Origin of the sequence: Tolypothrix sp. VBCCA 56010 (assembly GCF_050875635.1) — a bacterium.
Lineage (GTDB): Bacteria > Cyanobacteriota > Cyanobacteriia > Cyanobacteriales > Nostocaceae > Hassallia.
In genome coordinates, this window is record NZ_JBPAOH010000176.1 from 1 (window position 1) to 15038 (window position 15038).

Genomic DNA, 15038 nt, shown 5'->3' on the forward strand with positions numbered 1-15038 from the left:
CGTTTCTCGGTTTAATGAGGTACACCCGTAGGGGCACGGCAGTGCCGTGCCCCTACAACCCGCCATATAATTTTGTACCTCACCTGAGTGGGAATCGCTATAATTGCAATTTTAACGTATAAGTAACAAAAATACCTTGTTCAAAGAGGATTATTTATACTTAGTTTTCTTTTTCTAGTTCATTGAGTGCTTTATCTATCGCTTGACGGACAAACTCTGGATAATTTTCTAAGGTTTTAAGCTTTTCTAATTTTGAAGGCGCGATTCGGATTGTAAGTTTTGCAGTTAATGCTTCTTCTCTTTCAGTAGTAAATTTGTACTTTTTTAAATGTTCATTTTCACGCTTAGGTGACATTGTAAAGATTTGGAGACAAACGTTGTTTCTGGCGTGTCGTCATGCATAAATAAAAGTTAATTGGTGGTTGCTACTTTGGACGGTTTCAACCACCAATATCCATTAACCAAAAACAATCAACGGACATTATCATTTTATGTTCACACGCTCGGAATTGGAAATTAAAACTGTAGGGGAACTAAAGGGACTGTGTAAGCAGTATGGATTGAAGCCACTGGGTAATCCTAGCTATAAAACTGCTTGGATTGATGCTCTATTAACCTTTGCGGCTATTGCTTTACGTCAGATGAAGGAACGAGAGGGGCTAAGACGAATGACCTTTAAAGGCTATCAGGACTTAGGACAAGCACTCGACCAAATGGGGGAACCTACCGACCAACAATCGGCGTTAATTAGAGCAACGATGCAAGGAAAGCGTTTAGAGTATCCTCACCGCTATGAGCAAGAAACGCTGCTTAACTTGCATAAAGCTAAAATGCACTTGGAACAAGCATTAGATTTGTTAAACATGTAATTGGGCATGGGGCATAGGGCATGGGGCATGGGGCATTGGTAATAATTCTTTTCCTTTTCCCATTGCCCATTGCTCATTGCCCATTGCCCATTGCCCAATGCCCCTTGCCCAATTCCCTAAGAACTATAGCCGTCCCAGGTGGTGGCGAAGTCGTAATCTGAGAATGAGGAAAAATCGGTCTTGTTACTCTTGGTTTCTTCGTCTAGGACTTTGATGACTTTGTTATAAATTTCTTCTGCTTGTTGGCGAGAATCTCCGATACAAGTTAATCCCAACTTGCCAAATTGAGAAAGACATCCCATCAAATGAAATACTGTGCCTATCTCGGTTCCGCTATCAAAGTGCAGTCTGTGATGGGCGATAATATCCATCAAGTCGTTAGGTAACAATCCTCGATAACGGTCTTTTTGTAAGTTGTCGGTAGCCATGTAGTATTTGGGTCGTCCCTGTTGGCTGTAAAATAATCCTGTGGAGAGGTCATAGCGTCCGTTGGTTAATAACTTCAACGTCATGAAAGGATGGGTCGTGCCACCTTTACGCAAGTTGATTTCGATCGCCTCAAGATCCCACTCATTATTTCCTTTATCAACGGCGATAAAATCTACGCCAAATCTTTCTAATGCGCCTTTTTCGGCTAGCTTTTTGCCAACTTTTATGCCTAATTGTTGCAATTGCAGTCGATAAACTTCGTCAGCCGGAAATTGACAACCAAGATAAATTTGACCGTCTGGACCTCCGAGAATTTGGTCGTGGGTTGAGAGAATTTCTACTTCACCGTTGGGTGTGATGCGTCCTTGCACACTAGGCGATCGCTTGATTTCTCCTTCGACAAATGCCTCGACAATTCCCCCTAACTCAGTAATTCGTCCAGAAAAATTATCCCAATTTTCTTTTTTTGCCTGAAAGCTCATTGTTGAGAAGCGATCGCTTATTGCTGCCACCCGTTCCGCATGTGAACTATCTGGAGGTGCTAAATTAGCGATCGGTCTTAAATCTAATAACGCATTTCCTTCTCCGGAAATGCCTTCGTTGAGTTTCACCACGATCCGTTTTAATGTCGGCTGACGTTCCCACAAATTTGCTGCCTCTTCTGCCAAATCTGTGGTATTCCAAACTCTCTCGCACCCATCTGGAAAGGGAATTCCGCTTTCTGCGAAGATTTGCCGACTGCCACTTTTACTTCCCCAAATCTCTAAACTTGGCGCGGCAGCATACAACGGCACACCCAATTTCAGAGACAATTCACCTTCATAAGTGCTGGAATTATAGCATGTCATAAAAGATTTGTCTAGCCTTAGAGCTTGACGAATTCGCTCCAGTAAACGGGGACGTTCTAAAATCTTTTGGCTGAGAGGTTTGAGGGAAGAATCGTAAGTAGAAAGTAGCAGCAAGCGATTGCGAGCATGTGAAAAGGGAATTCCCGGCAATAATTGTAAATAATAATCAATAACACTGGGATGCAGCGGCATTGATGTGACATAAATCAGCCTGGTGCGGGGATTTTGCAAGCGAATCAAAGAAAATAGCAGTCGTTCTTCATAATGTTCGCAACCTTCGATTTTCCGAAGTTCGCGCTGGTCGATACTGAGAGAGGGAACAACTAAAATATCAGCATCACTATTGTCAAATAGCTCGATAGTTTTCCAGCGATCGCGTAAAGTTAATTGCAGATCCCGAAAGCGATCGGCTTGATCTGACTCAGAAGCATTCAAAGTTACCATAATTCTTATCCTATATTGATCCCAATACTGGGTTATTACTCTTGTATATCTTAGGAAACAACGAGACGCGGTTAAAACGCAACACTTCTTTGATATATGTCTATAGGAATGGGCATTGGGCAATGGGCAAGGGGCATTGGGCAATGGGAAGAAATAATTGTCTTTTCGAGATTGCTGAATTAAAATATGAAACTTAAAAACAGCGTAGGGTGCGTTATGCTTTTAGCTAACGCACCTTGGATTGTCGATGGTGCGTGAGCGTAACACACTACAATTTAATTTTCGCTCCGCATCTTGGATTGTCGATGGTGCGTTAGCAGAGCATAACACACCCTACAATTTAATATTTATAACGACCTTGGATTGTCGATGGTGCGTTAGCAGAGCATAACACACCCTACAATTTAATATTTATAACGACCTTGGATTGTCGATGGTGCGTTAGCAGAGCATAACACACCCTACAATTTAATTTTATTTGCGAATCCAATTAACATTTGAAACCGCGTATCATGACGGATGCTATCAAAATCAGCGTCGGTTTTCGCCATTTCTCCATATTCAGCGTCTAAATTAATCGCGGTTTGCAGGTTTTCTATGGCTTTATCAACATCACCTAAATCACCATAAGCACAAGCGCGATTGTACCAAACATTTGCATAATCAGATTTTATTTCTATTGCTTGGTCGTAAGATTTAATTGCGTCTGGCAATTTTCCCTGTTTATATAAAGCATAACCCCGCATGTTCCAAGCTTCGTGGTAATCGCTCTTTATTTTCACAGCTTCATCAAAAGATGCAACAGCTTCCTCAAACCGTCCCAAATTACTCAGCAGAAGACCCCGCATGTTCCAAGCTTGGTGGTCATCACTCTTTATTTTCACAGCTTCATCAAAAGATGCAACAGCTTCTTCAAACCGTCCCAAATTACTCAGCAGAAGACCCCGCATGTTCCAAGCTTGGTGGTCATCACTCTTTATTTTCACAGTTTCATCGTAAGACGCAACAGCTTCTTCAAAGCGTCCCAAATTACTCAGCAGAAGACCCCGCATGTTCCAAGCTTGGTGGTCATCACTCTTTATTTTCACAGCTTCATCGTAAGATGCAACAGCTTCTTCAAACCGTCCCAAATCAGAAAGCGCATTACCCCGCATGTTCCAAGCTTCGTGGAAATCGCTCTTTATTTTCACAGCTTCATCGTAAGATGCAACAGCTTCTTCAAACCGTCCCAAATCATCGAGCGTAATACCCCGCATGTTCCAAGCTTCGTGGAAATCGCTCTTTATTTTCACAGCTTCATCGTAAGATGCAACAGCTTCTTCAAACCGTCCCAAACTCAAGAGCGCAACACCCCGGTTGAACCAAGCTAGGTGGTAATCACTCTTTATTTTCACAGCTTCATCGTAAGATGCAACAGCTTCTTCAAACCGTCTTAAACTCAAGAGCGCAACACCCCGCATGTACCAAGCTAGGTGGTAATCACTCTTTATTTTCACAGCTTCATCGCAAGATCCAACAGCTTCTTCAAACCGTCCCAAATTAAAGAGCGCAACACCCCGAACCAACCAAGCTTGGTGGTAATCGCTCTTTATTTTCACAGCTTCTTCAAAAGATGCGATCGCGCTCATCATATCTTGCCCAGCAAGAAACAAATTTCCCTGTTCTAACAAAATACTTGCTTTTCGCTCTGGGGACTGCTCAGTTTCTAGAAGCATCTCAAACCCTAAAACTTTTTGAGTTTGTTCTTCGGGGGTGAGATTTAAATATTGAGAATATTCTTTTTGGAAAATTAACTTTTCATAGGATTGTTCGATAAATTCTTGCTTGTCGGGAAACTCAAATACTCCCGAACTCCAATCGAAAAAATCTGGAGCGCGGCGAATAAAAAATTTGATGGCAAACAACGGTAAAATCAGAACAAAGCAAATATTACTAAAGTTGTCTCGAAAACCTTCTCGTCTCTGATTTAAGTGACTGAGAATTTTGGGAACAGTATTCAGATTATAATATTCCCCCTCACCACCATATCCCGGTTGAATATAAGGCTCTAGAGACTTTTCCAAACCTTGAATAAACAGAATATTTAAATCATCACAATCGAAACGATTTGCAACCAAATCGTATAAATTATCAATTGCCTCAGTTAACTTCAAAACACCAATCCGTTTTTGTGGTAAGTCTTTCTCCACTTTGCGAATCAAACTCATAGCTTCTGCGGGGGAACATTGCACAAACACAATCCCAAACCCTTTTTTTAGCCGTAGCGATCGCAAAAGGGTTTTGTAGACTTCTTCCCTTGAAGGTACAGCATCTTCAGACGAATTAGTGGTACTCATAGCTGTGAGGCTTTTAATTTTTTGATTAGAGGTAGAGGGGGGGAGAGGGGGAGGGGGAGAAGGGGAGAGGGGGGGAAAGGTTGAGGCTTTTGTTTTAAATTTCAAGCATTGCAAATTGTAAGCGCAACAGCTTAATACCAATTCGATATGAAGATGCATATAATTAGCCTGCGTAGGCAGGCTTTGTTCGTATAGCCCCAGGCTTCCAGCCTGAGGGGGATTAAGCGCAACATCACAAATAATTGATATAAGTACAGTATTTCATCAATGCGATCGCGAATTAAATTTCGCAATACCCTGCATTAACATTGTATGGGGACACTATGTTAATGCAGCGCGATGTTATGTTAATGCAGCGCGATGTTATGTTAATGCAGCGCGATGTTATGTTAATGCAGCGCGATGTTATGTTAATGCAGAGCGATGTTATGTTAATGCAGAGCGATGTTATGTTAATGCAGAGCGATGTTATGCCAATGCAGCGCGATGTTATGTTAATGCAGAGCGATGTTATGCCAATGCAGCGCGATGTTATGTTAATGCAGCGCGATGTTATGCCAATGCAGAGCGATGTTATGTTAATGCAGAGCGATGTTATGTTAATGCAGAGCGATGTTATGCTTCATCCGCAATGACGTTGTGTAATTAATTCTGTCCGACTGCTTACTTTCTCTCAAACCTAACCCCCAACCCCTTCCCTACAAGGGAAGGGGAGAAAAAATCAAAGTCTCTCCCCCTGTGGGGGAGAGATTTAGAGAGGGGTTCTTCTTAAATAGGACTTACGCACAAAGACCAGAAAACGAACCACAAAGACACGAAGGACACGAAGGAATAAGAGTTGCAGAGAGTTTTTGCGTAAGTCCTGTTAAAGAATCAAAGTCTCTCCCCCTGTGGGGGAGAGATTTAGAGAGGGGTTCTTCTTCAAAAATCAAAGTCTCTCTCCCAGTGGGGGACAGATTTAGAGAGTAGTTCCGGTTACAGATTGAATTTTGCTAAGTGCATCTTTAAATTTGGGAGTTCCTTCAATCAATGGGTGAACATCGCACCAAATCTGGAGGGAATCGTTTTCATCATAATAGCGATATTCCAGCAGCGAGCGATTTCTCAGCAAACGTAAATGTTCTTTGTCGTCTTTCTTATCTTTACAGCTATTAGCTTGAGCTAAAATATCCCAATGATGTTCTTGAACACCTTTGCGGTAAGTTTCACGCGCTTTCTCAATCGCTAATTTTACAGCTTTGGATGTAATCGGTAGTTGATCAACTTGCTCAATCGCACTTTGAATCAACTTCATCAAATCCCGCATATGTCCACCACTCATCAAGCAGAGGTGTTTGAGTGTTTCTGGACTATCAAACACAGCTGGTAAATCTAAACCTTTGACTTTGCCCTCTAATGTTTTTTCCAGTTCTGGCTTAATTAATCTAACTCGCTGACAAATCAATTCTCGCAGTTTCTTCAGCCCAGTTTCGTTAGCATCACCATTAGGATTTCGTACCATCATCATCGGCACTACTTCAAGATTGTGGTAACTAGTGTCAAAATTAGTCGCCAAATCTGAATATACAACATCGATGGGCACAGTGTAGAGAACATGGCACTTCAAACCCCGCAACATTTCACTACGATTTAAATAGATTTCTTCATAATTGCTCGGTCTTCCTTCTTCCTTAACCTCGACAATGCGATCGAGATTATCAACAATTATGACTAACCCGTTATTTTTACCTTTCGGTAAAGATTTTTGAGCTTGTAAAATAAAGTCATTCAGCGCTTTAACCAACGAGGGTGTATTAGCGTTAATCTTTTGCCTTATTTCCCGTCGCATATCCGGGACAGCTTTGATTGTTGCGGTAATTTTGGAAAATTGGGAAATCTGCTGTTCTAAGTTCAGCTTTTCAAAGGATACCTCCATCAGCATCAAGTCTTTAAACGATTCCCAGCGTAACTCCATCCATTCCAGCAGTGGATTATGCTGTTCTATCTTGACTGCTTCCACCAAATGCCGCGTGCAAGCCATTAATATATCAGCATATTCCACATCTTCCGGTTCAATATCCTGATCGTCTACCGCAAAATAGACAACAAAATATCCCCTGCCTTCTAAGTTTTCTTTCAAACGCAATAACTCAGTGGATTTACCCGTACCTCGGTGTCCCGAACATAGCTGACAGGTAGCGTGCTTTGAAAGTACAACTTTCTTGCCCAACTCTTGATATACTTCCCAATTACCACGCACCTCTCGACAATCGACATATGCTTCTTTTGATGCAGTCTCAAAGGGATTAAAAGAATTGTATATTTCAGCTAGTAAATCCATTTTTACAGGCTACCTTAGTCAATACACGTATTTGGTGTATGGTAGCAGATTTACAGTGGGGAATAAAGAATGGGGAATGGGTAATGGGTAATAGGAAGAAAGAGTTGGCTTGTTTAAGAAATTAAATCTGATTTCTATGTTAATTACTAATTCATTATTTTTAATTAATTTACAATACGTCTTTAGACTGATAGAAATTAACTTTGTTTACATCTAAAGATTGATAAATTTACACTAGACAATAGATAACTTAAAGGCAGGTGAGCAGGAGAAATCCTTCATCAATTGAGAGTTGTTAAGTTGTATCCTTTGTGAAATAAATAGGGTGTGTCAGGGTGTGGGGAAAAATAATGTCAATCGCGCTGTACTAGAGATTAGTACGCTTGGCTATACGGGGTAGCAATGCCTAAGCCAAAGGAAAAAATTAACCTTGGGTTGAATTTTCGATCCAGGGTTTGTTTTTGGGAATTGGGAATTGGGGAATGGGGCATTGGGCATGGAAAGAATCTCTCATTACCAACAAAGCAATTGGCACGTTCCCAATTCCCAATGCCCGTTGCCCAATGCCCAATTCCCAATGCCCCAATTGTAAATAAATATTCAGGGAGAATTCTATGCCAGAAGAATCATTACAACCACCACAGGAACAGAAACCACCAGGTAAAGAATCAGAAATGACGCCGAAACCGAAGGCAGATGATTCAAGTTATCAGGGAAGTGGTAAGTTAAAAGATAAAGTAGCTTTGATTACTGGTGGTGATAGTGGAATTGGTCGTGCGATCGCGATCGCCTATGCTAAAGAAGGTGCAGATGTGGCGATCGTCTACTTGAATGAACACGACGACGCTAAAGAAACCAAGAATTTAGTCGAAAAACATGGACGTCGTGCGGTAGCGATCGCTGGTGATATTGGCGATGAAACCTTTTGTCAGCAAGCTGTACAACAAGCTGTAGATGAACTTGGCAAACTTGATATTCTCATCAACAACGCTGGCGAACAGCATCCCCAAGAAAGTATAGAAGATATCAGCGCATCGCAGCTAGAGCGCACCTTCCGTACTAATATTTTCTCAATGTTTTTCATGACCAAAGCGGCGATAAAGCACTTGCACGAAGGCAGCGCCATTGTTAATACTACATCAATAACCGCTTATAAAGGCAATCCGCAACTACTTGATTATTCTTCTACAAAAGGTGCGATCGTTGCCTTTACTCGTTCTTTGTCACAAAGTTTGCTAAAAAAGAAAATTCGCGTTAATGCCGTTGCACCAGGTCCGATTTGGACACCTTTAATTCCCTCAACTTTCCCAGACGAGAAAGTTGAAACATTTGGCAAACAAGTACCAATGGAAAGACCCGGACAACCCGAAGAAGTTGCACCCAGCTATGTATTTTTAGCCTCCGATGACGGTTCTTACTTCACCGGTCAAGTGTTGCATCCCAATGGTGGCTCGGTAGTTAACGGGTAATGGGGAATGGGGAATGGGGCATCGGGCATCGGGCATGGGGCATTGGGCAATGCCCCATGCCCATTACCCATTACCAATTATTGAGTCAACCATTGGAGGGATGAAAAATTGCTTTATAGTTGATAGTCTCGTAAAGAACACTTAATACATAAAAATTACGGCTATGGCATCCCCAACACGATTGCAAGGCACAGAGCTAGTGGATTGTGCTAGAGCGAATGCCAAACAGGGAATTGAAACCGCTGCTTTTCAATGTGGTTATGGTGACGACCTCAACACCTTTGCGCGTGAATTACGGCAAGCTTGTGAGGAAATGAATTTGCAAGTCAAAGAACTCAATGAACTGATTACCGACCAAGACATGATATTACAAATTGGTACCGGCGAAGTGGTTGCGCCAGATACGGCATCAGAACTTTAATTAGGGGATAGTAAATAGTTGATAGTGGATAGTGGGAGCGTGGATAGTGGATAGTGGGAGCGTGGTTAGTGGTAAATCTTAACAACGCTGCAACCAACAACTAACTCTTAACAACTAACTCTTAACAACTATCGACTAACAACTATCCACGCTCCAACTAACTATATCTTTAAAATTACTCGCGCCAAATTGAAGTAAATTAAAACACCAGCTACATCGACTGCGGTAGTAATAAATGGTGCTGACATTAATGCTGGATCTAAGCGAAGTAAGCGGAATAGAAACGGCAGTGCTGAACCGGAGATAGAAGCTAAAATAGAAATTGCTACCAGACTGCTGCCGACGGCGATCGCTACTGATAAATTATTTTGCAGAAAATATGCCCACACTGTGGCGATCGCACCTAACATCGTTCCTAACAATGCGCCGGCGATCGCTTCTCTACCAATCACCTGCAACGAACCCATACTTCGTATTTCTTCGGTATTCATCCCGCGAATTACTACCGTTGAAGATTGAGCGCCGACATTACCGCCAGTGCCTGTCAGTAAAGGGATAAACGCCGTCAGTACCACCACTTGACTTAAAATATCTTCTTGGGATTTAATAATTGTTCCCGTAATTGTATTAGTAAAAAGTAAGACAAACAACCAAACTACTCGCTTGCGGGCAACTGTCAGCAAATCTGTCTGAAAATAATTGTCGCCTCCGGACTGTACACCACCACCTAAAGCGTAAATATCCTCAGTGGTTTCCTCTTGGAGAATGTCAATTACATCATCAACAGTGACAATCCCTACTAAACGCTGTTCTCGATCTACCACAGGCACGGCAAGAAAGTCATATCTTTGTATCAATCTTGCAACTTCTTCCTGATCAGTATCCGTGTAAACAAAGACCACATCGCGGGTCATCATGTCGCTAATCCTTCGCTCTGGCTGAGATGTCACCAAGTCGCGCAACGACAACATCCCAGTTAAGCACCTAGCCTCATCAGTGATGTAGAGGTAATAAATCATCTCGCTAGCATTAGCTAGGCGGCGAATTCTCTCTAAAGCTTGAGCGATCGTCAAATTTTCTTTCAGCGAAATTAACTCTGGGGTCATAATTCGCCCAGCAGTACCGCTTTCATAACCCAATAGTAGGGAAGTGAATTCCCGTTCTGCTGGGCTAAGTTGTTCTAGCAGACGATTGACGACTTTTGCGGGTAATTCATCAAATAACCTTGCTCGGTCATCTGGTGACATTTTATCAACAATGTCATGAATCTCCTGGCTTCTCAGTTCTTCGATTAACAGTTCTTGAATGCTGTAGTCGAGATGTTCATAAACCTCAATTGCCTCATCCTTGGAAAGCAAGCGAAAAGCCAAAGCGTGCATTTTTTCTGGCAAACCTTCAATCGCATCAGCAATATCCGCAGGTTGCACAGGTACGAGAATCGCTTTTGCGGCTTGTAAATCTCCGGCTTCCAGCAGCATTTGCAACTGAGTTCGCACTAAATCGCTCAGTTCCCGGCGGGAGATATTCTGCATAGAGATTGAATCATTGGCTTGTGTCACAGTTCACCACCGGAGCCAGTTTGAACAAGGTTACTGCCCCTAGTTTAAGGGAAAGTGGCAACATCAAACGTAAAACCTGCTATTTTTTACTCTTTATGATTGATTTTTCTTACTAAGGAAGGGGAAAGGGGTAATACCAATTCTCTGTAACGTTGCATTTAATAAACCGACGAGTAAACTCGCGGCTACATGAACAAAGCCTGCCGACGCAGGCTATAAAATGCATCTTCATAGAGAAAAATATTATTTTTTATAATTTGATATTTCGATGAGATTCTCATCAGGGCTTCTCAAATAAACAAAAATTATCTTTCCTGTTGCTCCAGTTCTTTCCACTGGTCTTGCAATAATATCTATTGCCTGAAATACTGACAAAATTACAATATTATATATGTTTATATCGTAGCCGATATATTGAATAGGTAGGCGGGTCTAGGTGCAGGGCAAGCACATCTTGTCAAGAAAGCATTTTCTACTATTTGCATATCTAAAAGTGTAATTGAGACTTGACTTTGAGCGCACTCGAACTTATAAGTTATGGGTATAAAACGAAAATCAAGAATAATTCATGTCTGGCAAACTGATTGATAAAGTGGCGATCGCCTTAGCGTCTGCCGATCCCGGTTACGTTGCTACTGACATCAATGCTCACAACGGTACGCGGACTGTACAGCAGGGTGCAACCGCTCCAGTGCGCTTGGCAACATTACCTTCTGACGGTCCAACAGGCGGGTTTTTTGACGAAAACGGCGTTGTACCGTGGTAATAGTTGTTGGTTGTTGGTTGTTGGGTGTTGGGTGTTGGTTGTTGGTTGATGGTTGTTAGTTGTTAGTTGATGGTTGTTAGTTGATGGGTGAGCGATCGCCTACAAAGCATCCTCAAGAAAGCTTTGTTAAAAATCCTAATAAGGCTTTTGTTCTCGGTGTCAGCAGCGTGCGACGATAAGCATCTGCTGCTTTTTTAATGCCTTCGGCTTGGGTTGGATAAGGATGAATCACGCTGCTTAATTTGCTCAAACCGATTTTATTGACGATCGCGGTGGTGACTTCGGAAATCATTTCACCTGCATGAGCAGCAACAATGGTTGCACCAATAATTTCATCCGAGCCTTTTTTGTGATGAATTTTCACAAAACCTGACTCTTCACCGTCGGCGATCGCTCGATCTACACTACTCAAAGGAACTTGAATTGTCTCCACATCAATTCCCTTTTCTTTTGCTTCTTCTTCATACATCCCGACATGAGCAATTTCCGGGTTAGTATATGTCACCCAAGGCATCACCAGACTACTAAGTTTAGAGCGTCCCAAACCAAAAGGCGAAAACAGCGTATTTTTGATGACAATTCGCGCTGCCGCATCTGCCGCATGGGTGAACTTCCAATTCATGCAGATATCACCCGCTGCATAAATATGGCGATTCGTCGTCTGAAGGTAATCATTCACCTTTACACCATGAAGTTGGTCGTATTCCACCCCAACAGCTTCTAAATTTAGTTTTTCCACATTTGGGGCGCGTCCTACACCGACTAAAATTTCATCTACGGTAACAGAATCTCGGCGACCGTTAGAAGAAAAGTAAAGTCGCTTACCATCGGTGACGGTTGTTACTTCTTCTAACTGGCAATTTAACACTAAGCGAATTCCTTCTTTCTTGAAAACTTGTTGAAGAATCTTTGCTGCGTCAGCATCTTCTTTATTTAAGATGTGCGAACCTTGATGCAAAAGTGTCACCTCGCAACCCAAACGGCGAAAAGCCTGCGCCATTTCGCAACCAACCGGACCACCACCAATCACCGCTAAACGTTCCGGTCGTTGGATGAGAGAAAAAACTGTTTCATTAGTCAAATAACCAGCTTCTTCAATGCCTCTAATTGTAAGACGTGCAGCTCTTGCTCCGGTTGCAATTACAGCTTTTTTAAACTTGAGAGTTTTGCCGTCAACTTCTACAGTATTGTTACTGGCAAATTTACCGCTACCCAAGAAGACATCAACTCCCAGCTTTTGAAAACGCTCTGCCGAGTCGTGATGACTTATACCCGCTCTCAACCGTCGCATCCGTGCCATCACTGCCGGGAAATCAATGTCAATATGTTTGGGAATATTAATCCCTAATTCAGCTGCATTCCACATTTCCCCAACTAAGCGCGAAGACCTAATTACACATTTGGACGGTACGCAACCAACATTTAAGCAATCTCCACCCATGAGATGCTTTTCAATTAATGCGACTTTCAAATTTAAATCTAAACCGGCTGCACCTGCGGCGACAACTAAGCCTGCCGTACCTGCACCAATTACTACTAAGTCATAGCGATCGGCTGGTTCAGGATTTAGCCAATTTGCTGGATGTACATTGGAAACTAATGTTTGATTATACTCATCGATTGGGCGGACTGTGACTTGATGAAATTCTGAATTTGACATAATTACTTCCTTTAAAAATACCACCGGGGGAATGAGGGTGGGGAAACCCCACCCCTACGAAATCTCTTGTTTTCTTGTTCGGGAACGAGAATAACGTTACGAAACCTCTTGTTCTAGGGCTTTCTTGGCGATGCGGGTAATATAAACTGTGACGGCAACTGTGGCGATAAAACCAGTGATGCGAATTGCCCATTGTACAGTTGAGTTAGTAGGTTGAGTTTCTGTGCCGATTCTGGCAAGACTACCAGCGAGAGAACCAATGTAAACGTACATGATTGTTCCGGGAATCATGCCGACTGAGCCGATAAAGTAATCTTTAAGAGAAACTCCGGTGATGCCAAAAGCGTAGTTTAATAAGTTGAAGGGAAACACCGGGGAAAGTCGTGTTAAAAGCACTATTTTTAGTCCTTCTTTGCCGACTGCTCGATCAATAGCGGCGAATTTTTTGTTACCTTCGATTTGGCGGGCAACCCAATTTCTTGCTAAATAACGTCCGACTATAAAAGCGGCAGTTGCTCCTAGAGTAGCACCGATCAAGACGTAGAGCGAACCCCAAACTACACCAAAAATAACGCCAGCGCCTAAAGTTATAATTGAACCTGGTAAAAAAGCGACAGTAGCAATAATATAAAGTCCAATAAAGGCAAATGCTTTCACTGAACCAAGGTTATCAATTGACTGCAAAGCATTTCTGAGGATGTCTTGGAGATTAAAAGATACCTGAGCTAAAACAGGCTGTATGTTCATTAGTAAAGTCATGCTAACCACAAACAACATTAAAACACTTAACTTATAAATTTATTCATGTAGTAAGCGCTTCAGCGCTTAAACTTATCTGTCTCATCGCTAACTTCTTCTGTCACGATACTTTCATTTAAAGCTTTCTGAGCAATTTTTGTCACGTATACAGTCACAGCAACGGTGGCAATAAACCCAACTGCTTGCATTACCCATTGCCCAATTTGAGTTTCCAGATTGCTTGGCTGATTAGATATGTTAATCGTCGCTAAGTTACCTGCAATAGAACCGAGATAAACATACATGATAGTACCGGGAATGATGCCAAGCGAACCTAAAACATAATCTTTAAAAGAAACTTGTGTAACTCCAAAAGCATAATTTAATAAGTTGAATGGAAAGACGGGAGATAGGCGAGTCAGCAGTACAATTTTCCATCCCTCTTTCGCAACCGCTCGATCAATTGCTTTAAATTTCGGATTTTTTTCTATTTTTCGGCAAACCCAATCGCGTGATAGATAGCGTCCAATTAAAAATGCCAAGCTTGCTCCTAATAGTGCCGCAATTAAGACATAAATCGAACCCCAAAAGACACCAAACAGACAACCACCTTTTAGTGTCAGTAGGGAACCGGGTATAAAGAGTAGTGTAGCTAAGTTATAAATTATCATAAAAGCAATTGGACCCAAAACACCAAGACTTTTAACCCACATGATTGAAGTCAACACAAGTCCGTGAATGTCGATGTGTTTGGCGGTTATTATTAAGCAGGGAACCAGACACATTAATAGTAATAGTTTGAGTTTAAATTTCAGTCGGCGCTGATTCATTTTTTCAGAGTGGGGAGTGGGGAGTGGGGAGTGGGGAGTGGGGAGTGGGGAGTGGGGGAAGCGTGGTGTGGAAGAAGAGGGATTTTTATAACTTTCAAGACTTACGCAAAACATATCTTCTGTAGCGATAATTCATGAATTATCGCTACGTAAATTAAGGAACTGGCAAGGTTTTTTGCGTAAGTCTTGACTTTGTTATGTACAAAGTGCATGGAAAGGTGAACTTTGAGCTTCTGAGGGTGAACGTTGAGCTTCTGAGGGTGAACTTTGAGCTTCTGAGGGTGAACGTTGAGCTTCTGAGGGTGAACTTTGAGCTTCTGAGGGTGAACTTTGAGCTTCTGAGGGTGAA

Annotated in this window: 13 protein-coding genes; 5 read left to right on the forward strand and 8 right to left on the reverse strand. The window is 42.1% G+C overall.

Annotated features, from left to right (window positions below):
* Positions 1–160: 160 nt before the first annotated feature.
* Positions 161–355 carry a hypothetical protein gene (locus tag AABK37_RS35515; protein WP_432556162.1) on the reverse strand — a complete coding sequence of 65 codons (195 nt, stop codon included), beginning with the start codon at positions 353–355 and terminating at the stop codon, positions 161–163.
* 136 nt (positions 356–491) lie between these two features.
* On the opposite strand from AABK37_RS35515, the gene AABK37_RS35520 reads away from it, so the two are divergent.
* Positions 492–869 carry a hypothetical protein gene (locus tag AABK37_RS35520; protein ID WP_432556163.1) on the forward strand — a complete coding sequence of 126 codons (378 nt, stop codon included), beginning with the start codon at positions 492–494 and terminating at the stop codon, positions 867–869.
* Positions 870–985: 116 nt separating this feature from the next.
* Here the strand turns inward: AABK37_RS35520 and AABK37_RS35525 are convergent, their stop codons facing one another.
* Complete coding sequence (locus AABK37_RS35525) at positions 986–2590, reverse strand: peptide ligase PGM1-related protein (RefSeq protein ID WP_432556164.1); 1605 nt, start codon at positions 2588–2590, stop codon at positions 986–988.
* Between the two features lie 461 nt (positions 2591–3051).
* Complete coding sequence (locus AABK37_RS35530) at positions 3052–5085, reverse strand: tetratricopeptide repeat protein (RefSeq protein ID WP_432556165.1); 2034 nt, start codon at positions 5083–5085, stop codon at positions 3052–3054.
* A gap of 170 nt (positions 5086–5255) precedes the next feature.
* On the opposite strand from AABK37_RS35530, the gene AABK37_RS35535 reads away from it, so the two are divergent.
* Complete coding sequence (locus AABK37_RS35535; protein WP_432556166.1) at positions 5256–5561, forward strand: hypothetical protein; 306 nt, start codon at positions 5256–5258, stop codon at positions 5559–5561.
* Positions 5562–5884: 323 nt separating this feature from the next.
* Here the strand turns inward: AABK37_RS35535 and AABK37_RS35540 are convergent, their stop codons facing one another.
* Positions 5885–7246, reverse strand: coding sequence for an ATP-binding protein (locus AABK37_RS35540; protein ID WP_432556167.1), 1362 nt, complete (start codon positions 7244–7246; stop codon positions 5885–5887).
* Between the two features lie 614 nt (positions 7247–7860).
* On the opposite strand from AABK37_RS35540, the gene AABK37_RS35545 reads away from it, so the two are divergent.
* Positions 7861–8715, forward strand: coding sequence for an SDR family oxidoreductase (locus AABK37_RS35545; RefSeq protein WP_432556168.1), 855 nt, complete (start codon positions 7861–7863; stop codon positions 8713–8715).
* Positions 8716–8878: 163 nt separating this feature from the next.
* Positions 8879–9136: a hypothetical protein gene (locus AABK37_RS35550; protein ID WP_039747438.1), complete on the forward strand. Its 258-nt coding sequence runs from the start codon at positions 8879–8881 to the stop codon at positions 9134–9136.
* Between the two features lie 161 nt (positions 9137–9297).
* Here AABK37_RS35550 and mgtE read toward each other — a convergent pair whose 3' ends face one another.
* Positions 9298–10668 carry a magnesium transporter gene (gene mgtE, locus AABK37_RS35555; protein WP_432556172.1) on the reverse strand — a complete coding sequence of 457 codons (1371 nt, stop codon included), beginning with the start codon at positions 10666–10668 and terminating at the stop codon, positions 9298–9300.
* A 595-nt stretch (positions 10669–11263) separates the two neighbouring features.
* Between mgtE and AABK37_RS35560 the strand changes: the two genes are divergently transcribed.
* A complete protein-coding gene (locus AABK37_RS35560) occupies positions 11264–11461 on the forward strand; it encodes a hypothetical protein (protein ID WP_432556169.1) in 198 nt (65 codons plus the stop codon).
* 112 nt (positions 11462–11573) lie between these two features.
* On the opposite strand, the gene AABK37_RS35565 is transcribed toward AABK37_RS35560, so the two are convergent.
* The 3 genes from AABK37_RS35565 to AABK37_RS35575 all read right to left on the reverse strand — a co-directional run bounded on the left by AABK37_RS35565 (position 11574) and on the right by AABK37_RS35575 (position 14689).
* A complete protein-coding gene (locus AABK37_RS35565; RefSeq protein ID WP_432556170.1) occupies positions 11574–13121 on the reverse strand; it encodes a mercuric reductase in 1548 nt (515 codons plus the stop codon).
* Between the two features lie 96 nt (positions 13122–13217).
* The gene (locus AABK37_RS35570; RefSeq protein WP_432556171.1) at positions 13218–13868 is read right to left on the reverse strand and encodes a TVP38/TMEM64 family protein; all 651 of its coding nucleotides are present in this window, start codon (positions 13866–13868) and stop codon (positions 13218–13220) included.
* A gap of 71 nt (positions 13869–13939) precedes the next feature.
* Positions 13940–14689 (reverse strand): TVP38/TMEM64 family protein, encoded by a 750-nt coding sequence (locus tag AABK37_RS35575; RefSeq protein WP_432556173.1) that lies wholly within the window; start codon positions 14687–14689, stop codon positions 13940–13942.
* Positions 14690–15038: the final 349 nt, after the last annotated feature.